This is a genomic window from Cellulosilyticum lentocellum DSM 5427, from assembly GCF_000178835.2.
In the GTDB taxonomy this organism is placed as follows: Bacteria; Bacillota; Clostridia; order Lachnospirales; family Cellulosilyticaceae; genus Cellulosilyticum; species Cellulosilyticum lentocellum.
Map to the genome: position 1 here is coordinate 837,845 of NC_015275.1, position 16,488 is coordinate 854,332.

General features: G+C 36.1%; 11 protein-coding genes. 9 read left to right on the forward strand and 2 right to left on the reverse strand.

Annotated elements, in window-relative coordinates; genetic code table 11:
- The first annotated feature begins 58 nt into the window (after positions 1 to 58).
- From CLOLE_RS03570 to CLOLE_RS03605, 8 genes are all read left to right on the forward strand, one after another.
- Positions 59 to 1,819 (forward strand): oleate hydratase, encoded by a 1,761-nt coding sequence (locus CLOLE_RS03570; RefSeq protein WP_013655699.1) that lies wholly within the window; start codon positions 59 to 61, stop codon positions 1,817 to 1,819.
- A gap of 474 nt (positions 1,820 to 2,293) precedes the next feature.
- The gene (locus tag CLOLE_RS03575; protein WP_013655700.1) at positions 2,294 to 2,938 is read left to right on the forward strand and encodes a hypothetical protein; all 645 of its coding nucleotides are present in this window, start codon (positions 2,294 to 2,296) and stop codon (positions 2,936 to 2,938) included.
- A gap of 18 nt (positions 2,939 to 2,956) precedes the next feature.
- The gene (locus CLOLE_RS03580; RefSeq protein ID WP_013655701.1) at positions 2,957 to 3,310 is read left to right on the forward strand and encodes a hypothetical protein; all 354 of its coding nucleotides are present in this window, start codon (positions 2,957 to 2,959) and stop codon (positions 3,308 to 3,310) included.
- Positions 3,311 to 3,325: 15 nt separating this feature from the next.
- Positions 3,326 to 3,568 (forward strand): hypothetical protein, encoded by a 243-nt coding sequence (locus tag CLOLE_RS03585; protein ID WP_013655702.1) that lies wholly within the window; start codon positions 3,326 to 3,328, stop codon positions 3,566 to 3,568.
- A gap of 19 nt (positions 3,569 to 3,587) precedes the next feature.
- Positions 3,588 to 7,220, forward strand: a complete 3,633-nt coding sequence (locus CLOLE_RS03590; RefSeq protein WP_013655703.1) for a multicopper oxidase domain-containing protein — start codon at positions 3,588 to 3,590, stop codon at positions 7,218 to 7,220.
- Between the two features lie 233 nt (positions 7,221 to 7,453).
- A complete protein-coding gene (locus tag CLOLE_RS03595) occupies positions 7,454 to 8,083 on the forward strand; it encodes a hypothetical protein (RefSeq protein WP_013655704.1) in 630 nt (209 codons plus the stop codon).
- A 254-nt stretch (positions 8,084 to 8,337) separates the two neighbouring features.
- A complete protein-coding gene (locus CLOLE_RS03600) occupies positions 8,338 to 9,096 on the forward strand; it encodes a pentapeptide repeat-containing protein (protein ID WP_013655705.1) in 759 nt (252 codons plus the stop codon).
- 386 nt (positions 9,097 to 9,482) lie between these two features.
- Positions 9,483 to 10,718: an MFS transporter gene (locus CLOLE_RS03605; protein WP_013655706.1), complete on the forward strand. Its 1,236-nt coding sequence runs from the start codon at positions 9,483 to 9,485 to the stop codon at positions 10,716 to 10,718.
- 547 nt (positions 10,719 to 11,265) lie between these two features.
- Here CLOLE_RS03605 and CLOLE_RS03610 read toward each other — a convergent pair.
- Both CLOLE_RS03610 and CLOLE_RS03615 read right to left on the reverse strand, forming a co-directional pair.
- Entirely contained in the window at positions 11,266 to 12,522 is a 1,257-nt protein-coding gene (locus CLOLE_RS03610; RefSeq protein WP_013655707.1) for a methyl-accepting chemotaxis protein, read from the reverse strand.
- Between the two features lie 266 nt (positions 12,523 to 12,788).
- Entirely contained in the window at positions 12,789 to 13,568 is a 780-nt protein-coding gene (locus CLOLE_RS03615) for a helix-turn-helix transcriptional regulator (RefSeq protein WP_013655708.1), read from the reverse strand.
- 150 nt (positions 13,569 to 13,718) lie between these two features.
- Here CLOLE_RS03615 and CLOLE_RS03620 point away from each other — a divergent pair, with 150 nt between their 5' ends.
- Positions 13,719 to 16,382: a glycoside hydrolase family 9 protein gene (locus CLOLE_RS03620; RefSeq protein ID WP_013655709.1), complete on the forward strand. Its 2,664-nt coding sequence runs from the start codon at positions 13,719 to 13,721 to the stop codon at positions 16,380 to 16,382.
- The last annotated feature ends 106 nt before the right edge of the window (positions 16,383 to 16,488 follow it).

Consider the following 16,488-nt stretch of genomic DNA (forward strand, 5'->3'; position numbering starts at 1 on the left):
TAAGTTATAAAGGAAGTCATTTTGACAATATTTAACGAGAACCGAAGGGGTTGTTTTTATGAAAAGAAGAAGAAAAAAAGCATCACCCACGCCTATAGTGGTAGCTAGCGTTGTTATAGGTGCAGCAGCAGGAGCTATAGCTATGTTAAGTAGTAAGAAGTTAAAAGAACAAAGGGAGGAAAAGTCACAAAGAGCAAGCTGGGAGGCAGCCACTAGAGCTGCTCATGGCCTAAGGCATCAAAAGGGTCATGTGTACTTTGTTGGTGGAGGCTTAGGATCTCTAGCTGGAGCAGCATACTTGATTAGAGATTGCCAATTTAAAGGCGAAAACATCCATATTATTGAAGGTTTAAAAGTATTAGGTGGTAGCAATGACGGTGCAGGTGAAGCCGTATATGGCTTTGTATGTCGTGGAGGTCGTATGCTTAATGAAGAAACCTATGAGAATTTTTGGGAGTTATTTTCTAGTATTCCTTCCTTAGATATGCCAGGTATGAGTGTGACAGAAGAAATCTTGAATTTTGACCATTTACATCCTACTCATGCCCAAGCACGTTTAGTAGACAAGAGGGGCGTTATTCAAGATGTAAAAAGCATGGGGTTTAATAAGGCCGACAGGCTAGCTCTTGCAAAACTTATGGCTACACCAGAAAGTAAACTTGATGATATGACTATTGAACAATGGTTTGCAGATACCCCACATTTCTTTACTACTAACTTTTGGTATATGTGGCAAACTACCTTTGCTTTTCAAAAGTGGTCTAGCTTATTTGAATTTAAACGTTATATGGATCGCATGATTTTTGAATTCTCTAGAATTGAAACTTTAGAAGGGGTTACACGTACACCTTATAATCAATATGAGTCTGTCATCTTACCGTTAAAAGCCTATTTAGATGCTTTCAATGTAGACTTTAGCATTAATGCGACGGTGACAGATATAGACTTTAAGCCTGGTCCAGGTATAACAGTTTCAGCTATTCATATAACAGATCAAGAAGGCGAAAAGATCATTAAATTAAAGGAAGAGGATGTTTGTATCATGACCAATGGATGCATGACAGATTGTGCAACCTTGGGAGACTTTAATACACCAGCACCTTATGAACCCAAGCATCCCATTTCCGCAGAACTGTGGAAGAAGGTTGCTAAAAAGAGATCTAATCTAGGCAATCCAACACCGTTTTTTGGGCATCCTAGTGAAACCAACTGGGAAAGCTTTACAGTCACTTGCCGTGGTAATAAGCTGCTTAAAATGATAGAGAAATTCTCAGGAAATATCCCAGGTAGTGGGGCTCTTATGACCTTTAAGGATTCTAGTTGGCTTATGAGTATTGTTGTTGCTGCTCAGCCTCATTTTAAGAAGCAACCAATGGATGTCACCATCTTTTGGGGCTATGGCCTTCATACAGACCGCATTGGCGATTATGTGAAAAAACCTATGAGGGATTGCAGTGGTGAAGAAATTTTAACAGAGCTTCTTCATCACCTTCACATGGAAGAAGAGCTAGAAACCGTAATGGAGACAATCATCAATGTCATTCCATGCATGATGCCATATATTGATGCCCAGTTCCAACCACGTAAAATGAAGGATAGACCACAGGTAGTACCAGAAGGCTCCACTAATTTTGCCATGATTAGTCAGTTCGTTGAGATTCCAAAGGACATGGTCTTTACTGAAGAGTATTCAGTAAGAGCAGCTAGAATAGCTGTCTATACCTTGTTTGGGGTAAAAGATAAGGAAATTTGCCCTGTTACACCTTATAATAAAAATCCTAAAGTGCTAGCTCAGGCGCTAAAAACAGCTTACCGTTAGAAAAGTAAAAGAGAGTTAACGCACAATGGTATATTCTTAGTAAAAAAGGCACTTAGCTCCCCTATGCTTTTAACGGATAAGGGTTAGTTAGAAGTATTGATAGTAAATAAGAAATGGCTAATTTCTTATGAGGAAAGCACTATATGACTACGATTTTAGGTGAGTCATATAGTGCTTTTCATTTATTAAAACACTGTATGCTTGTTCCTAGACTATAAGGGGTGCAGGGGAAGAATTCCCAGCCGTATTTAGGAGGGGGCTTAGCTGACATGTTTTTTGTCAGCGTCGAAGGGAATCTAGGGTTCCCTAGCGGGAGAAATGTGGACGTTAGTCCACTTTCTTGTGATGTAGAAATTTATTAATAAATAGAACCAAATAGCATATCGAACATACTATGATAACAGAAACAAGCGTGACGAGTTAGTAGAGATAGTAATGAAAAGAAAACCTTAAAGTGAGAAAGGGGGAGCTTATATGTCTAAAAAGAAAAGATATAAAAAAGAAGATACAGACTGTAAAGAAATGTGCCATACGAACGAAATGGAGCGATGTGGAACAGGAGATACAGGCTGTAAAGGGACCGCTATGTGTCATATGTCTAGTAGTATGTGCAATGGTGTATTTGAACCAGTATGTGCACCCGAGGTATGTAATGTGCCTAGGATACCTCATCATGAGGTATTAGTGGATGGGCAGGGTATTTTATTAGACATCCAGAGTCAGAAGGAAATTTGCTTTACTATTTTCGTAGAACGTGAAATGCAGGTTTATAAGGGAGAGTTTGAATTGCAAGATATAGGTAAGGAGATTAAAGTGAGAGCAGATGTTCTTAAACTCTTTGAAAGTGACGGTAAAACGCATATGCTCGCTATATTCCATGAGGAAGCTACAACTAGGGATAGTGTCATTACAGTATATCAAGAAGAACAAAGTGAAGAAGTACAAGAACAAGGGCATCAAGTAGAGCAAGGAGATCAAAGACATCCAGGGCATGAGGAAGGATCAACTCAGATTTTCATCTATAGTACATCTATGCAGGCAGGAGCTACTAACTTAGGTGGAGCGCTAATAGCTGGAGACATTAAGTTATATGTAGATCATAATGTGCATGAGCATTAGAAAATGGGGGGATAGAATATGGGAAAGAGTAGCTGTAATGATAAGGAAAAATGTAGAGAGAAATGCCATTCAAGTGATCAAGAAAGCTTATTTGCAAGGCGTGACCTAGCGCGAGATTTAGAGGCATTTATGGGAAAATCGCTTCTAGTTGTCTTAGATGATAATCAACTCAATATACTTAATCAAGTATTTAGACCTATTTTTTGCGGTGATGTGGTAGAAGTAACGGATGAGTATGTGGTACTTGAAAAGGTAAATATTAAGATGAGTAATGCACCTGAATTTATTTTTCCAACACCGTTCATCATTCCACTAATTAACATTGTATGGTTTACACCATTTGATCCTTCAATTAGATTTTCACTTTTTTAATAGGGAGGGAAAGTAATGAATCTAACATTAGTAGAGAGAATAAGTCTTAGCGTAGGAAATAGAGTACTTGTTATGACAGGCGCTTTTCCGTTTTTTGTAGTAGGTAGACTCATAAAAGTAGAACCTGACACCATACATGTCATAAGTGAATTTGGCGTACCGGGTCCATTAAAGAATCAAGAGTTTGCTATCCAATTAGAACACATTGCAACATTTTATGCAGAGGAAAGCGAGGGAGAAATTCCTGTTGTGTGGTAAATAGGAAGGGGAGATAATAATGGTTAGACATTTTTGTATATCAGCCATTCAAGTTCCTATTGTCTACAATAAATACGGAGATGTGGATCCCAATGGCCTTATGTATGTGCTAGATAAAAATAAAGACGAGGTTAAAAAAAGGATAAAAGAATGTCCAGGAACGTATGTGGATCTCGTACAGCCTTTGGTTATACGCGCACACCAGGGTGATATCGTTGAAATTACCTTTAAGAATGAACTTTGCTTTTCTGCTTCTATGAATGTCAAAGGCCTACCTTATGAGGTACAGAATACAGATGGTGCTTTTGTAGGAGGCAATGAAAGTTCATTAGCAGCACCAGGAAAAACCATTTGTTATAGATGGTATGCCCAGGCGCAAGGAGCGTTTCATTTTAGTGATTTAGGAAATGCACTAAGTTCAGAAATAGGGAGTAATATACATGGCTTATTTGGGGCCATAGTTGTAGAAGCACCAGGTAGTACATGGACAGACCCTCAGAGCGGATGTCCACTAGAAAGTGGTGTGTTTGCAGATATTCACCATCCTTTCAAGCCAGATTTTAGAGAATTTGTAACGATTTTTCATGATGAAGCAGCTGTTAAAAACAGGTTTGGTGAAACACCTATAGATCCTATGACCGGTTTTCCAGAAATGACGCATTCCATTAACTACCGTGCAGAACCTATGCGTAATAAAATGCAGCTCATTATGGAAGGTGTTGTCTGTCCTGACTGTGAAGGTGAAGAAGTACATCATGATTCATGGGTGTTTGGAGATCCACCCCCTACCGTACTTCCTAGATGTTATAAAGCAGACCCTGTAAGGTGGTATGCCATTCATGGTGGCGTAAAGGAAACGCATATTTTCCATTTACACTTACAACAGTGGTTATCTGAACCAGAGGTACAAGAATCTTTCTTAAATGATTCACGTGCTTTTGGACCAGGAGAGACCATTACCTTTGATATTTTATATGGAGCAGGTAGCTTGCAAAAGGCTTATGGAGATGTTATTTATCACTGCCATTTGTATCCTCACTTTGCTGAAGGCATGTGGGGCATTCAACGTATCCATGATGTACTTGAAGAGGGAAATCGTTGTTATCCTGATGGCACACCCGTTACAAGGCTCATGCCACTTCCAGATAGACCCTGTCCACCCAAACCTACAGAAAAGCACCCAGGCTTTCCATTCTTTATTCCAGGTAAAGTAGGATGTAGAAGTCCAGTACCACCTAAAGGCTATGATCGAGATTTTCCAATAACAGATTTAGAGTGCAATGCATTAGCAGATAACGCTGAGCTAGGTGCGCTATTTGTCAATCCTTGCCCAGAAGGTACATCTGTAAGGCGCTATGATATAGTAGGGATTCAGCAAAACCTTGTTTATAACGAAGCCAATTGGCATGACCCAGAAGGAAGATTTTATGTACTGAAACAAGATGAAGAAGCTGTTAGAAATGGAACTAAAAAACCCGAACCACTCTTCATTAGGGCTAAGGCAGGAGAATGTATAGAGATTCATTTTACGAATAAGTTTCCAGAGAAACTAGGACCTAATGCCTTCCAAATTCAAATTAATACCTTATTTGCTTCTACCCACGTACACTTTGTAAAATTCGATGTACTTTCATCTGATGGCGCTAATACAGGTTGGAACTACTTTACAGGAACTGCTCATGAACAAACAGTTGTTTATAGATGGTATGCTGATGTAGAGCTAAAAGTATGTTTCTTCCATGATCACCTTTTTGCAAATTCTGTACAGCTACATGGTTTATTTGGTGGACTAATAGTAGAGTCAGAAGGATCTAGGTTCTTAGATACTCACACAGGAAAACGTATGACAGCAGGTACGCAGGCTATCATACAGAATCCGTTTATTCCAGATTTCAGGGAATTCTGCTTAGCAGTTCATGACTGGGCACCAGTTTATGATGGAAAAGGTAAGGCACTAAATCCACCAGATGAGCCTGGCATCATGGATGATATGGGGGTAATAGCTTTTAATTATACCAATGCACCATTTGATATAAGAGGTGGTGAACCAGCCCACGTATTTAGTTCTTATGTACATGGAGATCCTTGGACACCATTATTTGAAGGTTATGCAGGGGACCCTGTAAGAGTAAGGCTCATTGATGGAGCCCATGAAGAATCTCATGCTATTAACTTTAACAGGTATGAGTGGCATAGAGATAGAACGGATGTAGACTCACCCCTTGTAGCAGAACAGCATATAGGGATTTCAGAAACCTTTACCTTTGAATTTTCATTAGAGAGCTTAAGTGGCAGAGAAGACTTTGATGTTTTGTATTATTCTAGTGGTATGGATGATCTTTGGTTAGGAACATGGGGAATCACTAGGGTGAGGGGAACCTTGATACCTACCTTATATCCGCTAAAAGATAGACCACTACTTCATAGACGAAAAGAGCCTATGCCATATCAGACCTGCTGCCCACCACCTAAAGCGACTTCACCGGGTAATCCATTCCCCTGTGGAACTAAAGTAAATCACTTTAATGTAGCTGCGGTGCAAAGGCCTATTATCTATAATCAATTTTGTGATAATGACCCATATGGCATGATATTTGTATTACTAGAAGATGTAGAGAAGGTATTATGTGGAGAGAAGAATCCAGAGCCACTTATACTCACTATTAATGCAGGAGAAGGCGTAGAATTAACTTTAGTGAATCTCATGCCGAAGGAGCTAGATGTACCACAGTTCCCAGAGGTACCTGTACAGAAATGTTGGCCGTATAGTTCAAGAGTTTCTATGAACAGCCAAGGCGCAGAATATGATGTACTTGGCTCTGATGGTGCAACGATAGGATTTAATCCAGATCAGACTATAGGAGTAGGAGAATCTATTACCTATAGATGGTACTATCCAGAAACAGCCACACAAGCTATAGTTGTAGACTTTGGTGATTCAATGAATCATAGAAAACATGGTTTATTTGGGGCAATTAGCTTTGCAGAGGTGGGTTCTAAGCATTACGATCCATTTACTGGCTGTGAAAAGGATAAGGGAGAACAACTTGTTATTAGGAATCCATTTCTACCTGATTATAGGCAATTTGTACTACTGGCTCATAATGGTATTTATCTAGAAGATAAAAAAGGTGACTTACTTCCCAAATTCTTCTTTAATCCAGAGATTGCAGTAGATGATGAAGATCTTGATACAGAAGATCAAGGTATGAAAGGGTATAACCTAAGAAGTGAGCCTTTCTATAATAGGCTGTTACAAGATCCTGTAATAGGTAATGTGTTCACTTCAGATGAGCCGGATTTATCGGATATTTCAACCCCGATATTTTATGCAAATCCTGGAGACCCAATTACTATTAAGTTACTCATGCCAGCTGAGAAGCCAAGAGCAACTACATTCTATGTACATGGTCATGCAGTGCATTCAGAGAATACAAATATGAATTCACCTATCATAGGAGTAGATGGAGCCATTACAATTGGTGATAACTATAGGAAAGACTTACTAGGAGGAGCTACAGCTGGAGTATGTCAAACAGGAGACTATATGTATCAATCTGCTAACATTACTTGGGATATAGAATCTGGTATGTGGGGGAATATGCATGTGGTTGAAGAAGGAGAAGAGGGATTAATTCCATTAGAGCAGTGAGTGTAGTTAAAGAGCGTAGATTAGTAATAGAATAAGCTACTATGATTAATTAGATATTGAGAATAGGAATAATAGAAAGTGGCTATAACCTAAAAAGTTATAGCTACTTTGCTTTTATAAAAGTCAATATAAAATCACCGCAGGTAAAGTTAGAAAATAAAGAAAATTTTGCGTGTTATTTTGCAACGTAATATAGTATACTAGATGATATGATAAATAGATGGGGGATACATATGAAAAAGAAACATTTTATAGCAGTAGGAATTATTGCGCTGAGTTTATGTTTTTCATTAGGAGCAGCTACGGGGATTAAAATTCAAGCAGAGTTAATGAATCAAAAGATGAATATTAACGGGAAGGAACAGGTTAAGGAAACAATTAGTTACAAGGGGAAGACTTATGTGCCATTAAGAGATTTAGGCAATATGCTTAATGTACCAGTTGATTACAAAAATGGTATAGTATATGTGGGAAAAGAAGAATTAGTTGATGAGTGGATAGAAGTAGATGATGAAGACGGATTAGAATATACAACCATGTGGGAAAACAAAAAGCTTAATGCAATTTGTCTTACGACAATAGGTGAGGTTTATCCTGATGCCCCTTTGACAGCTAAGGGTCAACTAGAGGCATTGATTGTAAATGAGAATGATAAAGGTTCTATGAAAATAAATAAAAGTAGTATTGAAAAGATAGGCGATAAAGAAATTATATATATAGAGGCTGAGATAAGTGATACGCCAATTATAGCAGGTTATCAGGTTTATGATAGCGGGAGTGTGTATACTGTAATTATGTTAAAGCAAGATGACAGTAACCCTAGTGGTTTAAAGGATGAATTAATGCGTATTTTAGGTGATTAAATGGGCATGGGAAATTAGTAATTATTAATTTCCCATGCGTAAAAGCACTATATGACTACGGTTTCATGTGAGTCATATAGTGTTTTTAATTTATTAAGAGACTCTGTTCTTTTTTATAAGACATTTATGCATGACGTGGCAGACCCTTTGTAGGAGCTCAAAATAACAAACCAAAGTAAGAGGTTGATAAAATATGCTATAATAGAAGTAAGTAAATCAAGTTTGTGGTTCTTTATTATATCGGAGGAAAAACAATGTTTAATGAAAACAAAGCTAATAAACAAAATGCTAATAAATCAAATAGCAGAGGTAACCAAGGTGGTAACTTTAAAAATAAGCAAACAGGTGTGAAGAAACCACCAATGAAGAAAAAAGCTGAGCCTGGCATTAACTACAAAAATGCAGATAAAACTAATAAGAATTTTATGTATAAGGATTTAAGAAGAAGCCATTGTTATGATTGCGACTTCTCAGGTTCTAATTTTGACTTTACTAGTTTTAGAGGAGCTCACTTTAAATCTTGTAATTTCTATGGTGCGTCTTTTAAAGCAGCAGAGTTTGTAGGCAGTAATTTAAAGAAAAGCCGTTTTAAAAAAGCGAGATTTGAAGATGTGGTATTTGAAGGAGCTAATCTAGATGGCGTAGACTTCGCAGGTGCTGTGTTTAAAAATGTTATATTTGTAGGCACAGATGTGACTAAAGCTAAGAACTTAAATACGATTAGCGTTAATATTAAAATCTATGAAGTAGCACCAACTATAGAAATAAGTGAACCTTTAAAAGCAGCAGTAGCACTAGCTATGGAGAATAAACATGTAAAAGCTTCTAGAGTATTAGATACCAAAGAAGGCACCATCAATACCATTAGCATGATGAGGCTTCTAGAACAATTTGAAGAAACAACATTAATTAAAGGTTTAACACTTATGAAAGGCAAAATTGACAATGATTTTTGCACTTTAAGTTATCTCATAAAATTCCTTGCAAAGCATGAAGCAGAGGGGTTGATATAGAGATAAAAGGCATAAAATAAGGTTTCCTAAACCGTGCACCGTAAGAAATCATTCTATAAGGTACAAGTACATGAGACTCGTAAGTTATTGATTATCAATAGCTTATGAGTTTTTGTTTGTTGTAAGAAAGTAGTGAGCATTTTCAAGTAGTATTAAGTGATTTCAATGAGCCGTCGTTACTACGACGTCGCCAAGGTGGCGTGAAGGTCGGTTTAAAGGTAAGTAAAAATATAAGAAATGAATAACTTATTGTTGGTATGACATCACAAGTCCTCTGTGAACGTGATTCTAAAGAAGATGATTATAAAGAGGCATATAACATATTGAATTGGTAATACTGCATATTATACTAGTGGCATATGTTACAAAAGAAAGAAGTAGATTAGATGGCAAAAAAAACTCTAAATAAAGGAAGATATTTTATAGTATTTGTTTGTTTCTTAATAGGAGCAATACCGTATTGTATATCACAAAATTTACAACCACAAATGCAGGTGCCAGTCTCACACTCAGGAGTTATTTCTGAGGTGGGATTTACAATGATATATTTAACAGGAACAATTCCAATATTATTTAATGGAGTTACTGCAAAAATATACGATAAATTAAAGATAAAATATATCTATGTTATAGGGTTAATTTTATCTGCGATTGGATTTGGCTCATTTGGAATTGCCCAAAATGTGATTATGTTTAATATAAGTGCAATGATTACACAATTAGGTGCAGTATTGGTTGTAGGTTTATCATTACCTGTTATTATCGGTAGATGGTTTCCAGATAACGGGAGAGGTACTGCACTAGGCATAGCTTTATCAGGAGGATCTGTTGGAAATATATTCTTTCAACCATTGGTAGTTAATTTGTTAGCTCAATATGGATGGCGAAAAACATATATTATATTAGGAATAGTGATAGCTATTATAGGGGTACCAATTGCATTATTATTTATAAGAGACCCTAAAAAAGATGAAATCAATGTAGAACATGTTAATAGTAAAAATAAGACTCAAAAAATAAAATTTGAAGGTTTGTCAAATGATGAACTTCTAAAAAATAAACATTTTATAATATTTTGTATTGCATCATTACTTATATGTTTTGCAAGTGTTGCATTAGCGACACAGTCTATTCCAGTTTTAACTATTAAAGGACTTACAGATACACAAATTGGTTTAGCAGGTTCAGTATATGGAATTACTTGTTTAATTGGGAATATTGGAGGAGGAAAGCTATTAGATAAATTAGGTACTTTCAAAGCTATGATTATATCCTTTATAGGTGTAACAATTGGTTTATTAATTATGATTTTTATGCCAAATGGCAGTCTGATAGGGTTTGGTATTCCATTGTTTGCTGGTTTGGTCATATTTACATTAACATCTGCACCAGCATTTACTCCTGTAGATGTATTTGGAACTAGAGATAGCACTAAAAAGTTTGCATTAGTCGGCATATTTTATGCTTTGGGTAGTGCATTATCACCTTTATTATTTACAATTTTATCTAATAAAATAAGCGTACCAATAGCAGCAGTTGTATTTTTAGTAGTAGGATTAATAGGGTATATATTAATTGGATATGCAATAATAGAATATAGAAAATCAGTTAATGTAGAATGAGAATAAAAAATTAAAAGCTAAAGGGCTATATACAATGGTAATCAAGGGGTGTAGCTTTTTGATTATTGAATTAAATATGACAATTCTATAGTTTTCCTAAACCATGGGTCATATATCTAAATATTATTAGGAAAAAGGAGATAATACTCATAAGTTATTGAGTATCGATGACTTACCATTTCTTACTTTAAAGTAAATACCCCCCTAGTTTTACTGGGGGGAATTAAAAAATACTTTAGTATATAGAGAACTATGAGCTGATATAGCTCAAATACTAAGAAAATATGTAATGAAAAAAAGAGGAAGCCATTGAAGCTGAAGCCTGTCCAGATCATATATATATATGTTAGTAAGTATGCCCCTTACTTAAGCGTATGACAGTTTATAGAGTTTCTCAAGAGTAAGAGTGCCTTGATGATATTAGACAGACATGCAAACTTAAAATATAAGTATGGAAAAAGAAACTTTCAGGGAATCAGCAAGTATTTTTCCATTCTAGGGGAAGAGCAAACCAACAGTTCACTGGTGATTTTGATTACTTACTATTTTACTTAAAGTAACCTACCACACGTTCTAACTCTGTTGCTACATTGTTAAGCGAATCACTTAATGTACTAAATTGTTCAATCGTTGTATGTATCTCTTCTATACCTGTACAAACTTGTTCCACACTTGTAACGTTTTCTTGTGCTACTGCAGAAACATTTTGTATTGCATTGATAACTTTTTCCCTTGTGCTATCCAGATTAATAACCTTAGTCTCGATATTTTGAATACCTGTTATTGACTGCTCAATACCATTACTTACTTCATAAAACTGCTTCTTTGTCTCATCTAATTTATTTTCCTGCTCATTTACAATTTCTTTAACTTCCTGCATGATATCCACAGTCTTACTAGAATCCTCAATAACCTGAGTAATAACTTCTTCTATGATTTGTGTGGATTCTTTAGATTGCTCTGCCAAATTTCTGATTTCATTCGCTACAACTGCAAATCCTCTACCTTGCTCACCTGCTCTAGCTGCTTCAATACTTGCATTTAAAGAGAGTAGATTGGTTTGCTCAGCAATAGTGGTAATCATAGCTACTGCTTGTTTAATTTGCTGTACAGACTGGTTGGTTGTATCTGTTTGAACTCCTATGCGTTCTACTGCATTGGTTGTCTTTGTATTAGATTCATTTAATTGATTCATCATTTCACGTGTACTCAGTTGTGTATTTTTCATATACGCTACTATTTCATTCAATGTCTTTACATACTCAACTACATTCTCAATGGATGTTCCCATTTCCATAATGAGTTTTGAAAGCTCCTGAGTATCTTCAGCCTGCGACATTGTTCCTTCTGAAATAGTATTAATTGCTATATAGAGTTCATCACTTGCCGCATTAATTTGCTGTGATTTAGTTGTCAACTCCATTGCAGAAGTTACAATGACATTAGTAGATGTATTTATATCCTTAGAGAAATTTCTTAATGAACTACATAGATTTCCTACTGCCTTTTCAATTCCTCCGCTTTCATCTTTTCGTTTCATGATACTTTGACTAATTTTAATTTGAAGATTCCCCTCAGATAATAGTGCTAAATTCTTTACGGCATTTTTTAATGTCCCTATAATTGAGTTAAGTTCTAACAATGTACAAACAATCGTTATTACCGTGAGAAAAAATGCCATAATTAATGCACTCCTATTATCAATCAAATTGAATGCATTGCTTACCTGTACTAATAACAGGCATACGACGGGGACCATTACCATCAATAAGATCTTACTTCTTAAATCTAAATTATTTTTCATCTCTCCTGCCTCCATGTTTGTATCTTTTGAGTATACTTTTGTCACAAGTTTAAATAACCTGTAATATATTTTATATTATAATTTATCACAAAATAATTATCAACTAAACAAAAAATTCGTTATTTTTGCACAAAAAGGGGTGTCGTACAATTAGTCGATTTAATTAATTAGGGGGAGTCCTACTTTTTTGTGAATAATAAGGCAGGATATTATAGAATTAACTGGTTTTAAAGGATTGTAGGACTTTTGGATTTGTAATCATTATACTAAGTATGGAGCTTGCGATATTCACTAGGCGTATAAGTTGTAACCGATTTAAACTGCCTCATAAAGTGGACATCATTTTCATAACCACAATTTTCAGCAATAGATTTAATCGGTATATCAATGAGGGTGAGATAGTGTTTGGCATATTCAATGCGTGCATTAATAATATCCTTTAAACAGGAAATATTAAACTGTTTTTTATACAGCTTTTGAAAATAGTAGGGGCTTAGATTAATCTCGTGAGCAAGGCCTTCCACTGTCCATTTTTCATAAGGACGACTATAGATTTTGCTTCTAAGAAGGACGAGCTGATTAATATGTAAAGATGTTAGAGGCTCATAGTAAGTCTGATAAGCTTCTGAAATCTTAATGAAAAACAGTGAGAGATAGTGATCTAGGCTCTGATTATGAAAATAAGGTTTTGTATAGTACTCACAGGTCATATGCTTGATAAGTAAAGAAAAGAAAGGTGAATGATGGAGCGAAATAGGAGTCTCAAAAGGAATTTGCAAAGACTCAAAGAAATCAGATTCATCATCCTCTAGGGTAAAGTGAAACCAATCATTAGAAAAAGGCTCCATATAAGCTTTGTAATACTGAGGCGTACCTTGTTGATATAAGAAAAAGGTATTTGGTGGTAGAACGACAGGTTGGTTATTTAAAAGAAAGAGACCATGACTTTTAAGAAGCAGAGCTAAGTAGTCTCCAGAACCATGAGGACGTTGAATCTCAAAATCCATATCATGAGTATGATTGTGTCCAATGTACGTAATTTTCATCATAAAACCTCCTTAAACAACATGATTTATCAGTTAAATACCATGATACATCATTTTAAAAATTATTTTTAATTGTTAGAATAAGATGAACTATATGTATACATATAATGCAAGTGGAAGTAATGAACTCAATGAAAAGGAGAGGATATGATGAGAAAGGCGTTCACCTTATTTTTATCAGCATGTATGTTTTTTAGCACTGTAAGTAGTAGTACCTCTACGCTATGGGCACAGACCACACAGTCTAGCACCTCGAATTTAATCAAAGATGGTAACTTTGAAAGTGGTATAGGGATTTGGGGATATTTCACTACTCTAGGAGGCAAGGGAACTCTAGGAGTAAATCAAGGGCAGCTTGAAGCAAACATTCAAGATTGTGGAACAGAGTCCTATAGTATGCAGGTTAATTACGATGACTTTAAATTATATAAAAATGGAAAGTATGTTTTAAAATTTGATATTAGTTCAAGCGTTAATCGACAAGTAGATTATAGGATTCAGCTTAATAGCGGGGATTATCGTGGGTATGTAGATGATAGAATAAGCACTACTCCTGTCATGCAGACCATTACCAAAACATTTACCATGCTAGATGAAACAGACAAAATGCCTAGGCTTGCTTTTAACCTTGGAAATGTAGATGGAGCTGTTGCTAGCCATCAGGTTAGAATCGACAATGTAGAGCTTTACCTTGTAGATGACAGCAATGTAGTTTATGACGAAGAAGACAAACCAGTTGAAGAGAAAAAGGTGGTTTTAAACCAAATAGGTTATAAACCAGAAGAAACCAAAACGGTTGTCTTTAGAGGGGCTATTGAGGACACTAAGTTTAGTGTGGTGTCAGTAGATACCGGTACTACTGTTTATGAAGGCAATATATCAAACAGTCGCTATGATGCTGCAACACAAGAAAATACATGCTCAGGAGATTTTTCATCAGTAAAAACACCTGGTACTTATAAGATTGTAACAACTCATGCTGGAGAATCTTACAGCTTTAAAATCGGTGAGGATGTTTATCAAAATGTCTTTACAGATGCTTTCAAGATGTTTTATATGCAACGATGTGGACAAGAACTTACGAGTACCCTTGCAGGAAAATGGTCACATCCTACTTGCCATACAACCAAAGCTAAGATTTATGGTACTAATGAAACCATTGATGTTTCAGGTGGTTGGCATGATGCCGGAGATTATGGACGTTATGTAGTGGCAACCTCCAAAGCTGTAGCTGATTTACTACTTGCTTATGGGGATAACAAAGCAGCATTTACTGATCAAATGGGGATTTCAGAAAGTGGAAATGGTGTTTCAGATTTACTCGATGAAGTGAAAAACCAGTTAGACTGGATGTTTAAAATGCAAAATCAAACAAATGGAGGTGTTTATCATAAGGTAACTTGTGCCAGTTTCCCAGGATATGTGATGCCACAAGAAGAAACGGGGCAGCTAATCGTATGTCCTATATCTACAACAGCTACAGCTGATTTTGCAGCTGTTATGGCTATGGGTTATGAGACTTATAAAGACAGTGATTTAGCTTATGCTAATAAATGCCTTGCAGCAGCTAAGAAAGCATGGAGTTATTTAGAACAAGCACCAAGCAGTAACTTTAAAAACCCATCTGATATTGAAACAGGTGAATATGGTGATACAAGTGACAGAGATGAGAGATACTGGGCAGCTGCACAGCTCTTTAAAGCAACAGGAGAAGCTAAATATCATGAGGCATTTAAAAATTACGTCAATCAAAAAGTGGAAATAGGCTTTGATTGGGGTGGTGTTGGTAACTACGGTAACACCGCTTACTTAAAAGCAGCTTCTACAGATACAGCAACATATAATAAAGTAAAAGCGAGTATAGTTAGCCAAGCTAACGATATTGTAACAGCAGCTAAAAATGACAGTTATGGCGTTTCAAATGGCGTGAATTATTATTGGGGAAGCAATATGTCTACTTTAAATAATGCGCTTACTTTGATTACAGCTTACAGTGTAGAAGCAAATGCAGACTATCTCAAATGGGCTAAAGAGCATCTTAACTACTGTTTAGGTAAAAATGCTATAGGTTTATGCTATGTAACAGGTTATGGAGCAACTTCTCCTAAAAACCCACACCATAGACCTTCTATTGTACAAAAAGCAGCTATTCCAGGAATGCTTGTGGGTGGACCTAATGCCAGTTTAGAAGATACCTATGCGAAAGCTTATTTAAAAGGGATGGCACCAGCTAAATGCTACTTAGACCATATCGAAAGTTACTCTACCAATGAGGTGGACATCTATTGGAATTCACCACTTGTAGCAACGCTTACTAGACTGGATTTAGTAGGAAAGGTTGATGAAGGTCAAGAACCTGGAGAAGGTGAAAATCCAGGAGAAGGTGAAAATCCAGGAGAGGAAACAGAAAATACAATAGTAGATATAAAGGTTGCAACAACTACAGGAGGCTCTATTAATCAAACTTATACTTTAACGCCTAAAAGTGCTCAGGCTATAGACTTATCTAAACTTAGTATTAAATACTACTATACAAAAGATGATACTAAGACTATGAATTTTTGGTGTGATAGTGCAGCAGCACAATTAACCGTATCACCTTGGTATAGTTCTTTTAGTGGTGTAACAGGTACGTTTGGTAGTGATACAGATGGAAGTTATTTGGAAATCAAGCTCAATCAAAATGAGGTGCTACAGCCTAATACAGGAAGTGTTCAATTACAGGTTCGTTATGCAAACAATGATTGGAGTAATATAAGTAACTTTACTGAGAAGAAAATTATTCTGGTATATGATGGACAAGTGTACCATTAATAGGAGCAGCTACTTCTCTTTAGAAAGAATAGAAAACTGTGATTGCTTAAACCGAGTATACTGAATAGAGCTAAAAATAGATAGAAAATATAAAGACTCTCAAGTT

Excerpts from the sequence above, each read along its gene's own strand:
- CLOLE_RS03585 (WP_013655702.1), top strand. The coding sequence starts at position 3,326 with ATGAATCTAACATTAGTAGAGAGAATAAGTCTTAGCGTAGGAAATAGA.
- CLOLE_RS03610 (WP_013655707.1), bottom strand. The coding sequence starts at position 12,522 with ATGAAAAATAATTTAGATTTAAGAAGTAAGATCTTATTGATGGTAATG.
- CLOLE_RS03595 (WP_013655704.1), top strand. The coding sequence starts at position 7,454 with ATGAAAAAGAAACATTTTATAGCAGTAGGAATTATTGCGCTGAGTTTA.
- CLOLE_RS03575 (WP_013655700.1), top strand. The coding sequence starts at position 2,294 with ATGTCTAAAAAGAAAAGATATAAAAAAGAAGATACAGACTGTAAAGAA.
- CLOLE_RS03620 (WP_013655709.1), top strand. The coding sequence starts at position 13,719 with ATGAGAAAGGCGTTCACCTTATTTTTATCAGCATGTATGTTTTTTAGC.
- CLOLE_RS03605 (WP_013655706.1), top strand. The coding sequence starts at position 9,483 with ATGGCAAAAAAAACTCTAAATAAAGGAAGATATTTTATAGTATTTGTT.
- CLOLE_RS03590 (WP_013655703.1), top strand. The coding sequence starts at position 3,588 with ATGGTTAGACATTTTTGTATATCAGCCATTCAAGTTCCTATTGTCTAC.
- CLOLE_RS03615 (WP_013655708.1), bottom strand. The coding sequence starts at position 13,568 with ATGAAAATTACGTACATTGGACACAATCATACTCATGATATGGATTTT.
- CLOLE_RS03580 (WP_013655701.1), top strand. The coding sequence starts at position 2,957 with ATGGGAAAGAGTAGCTGTAATGATAAGGAAAAATGTAGAGAGAAATGC.
- CLOLE_RS03600 (WP_013655705.1), top strand. The coding sequence starts at position 8,338 with ATGTTTAATGAAAACAAAGCTAATAAACAAAATGCTAATAAATCAAAT.
- CLOLE_RS03570 (WP_013655699.1), top strand. The coding sequence starts at position 59 with ATGAAAAGAAGAAGAAAAAAAGCATCACCCACGCCTATAGTGGTAGCT.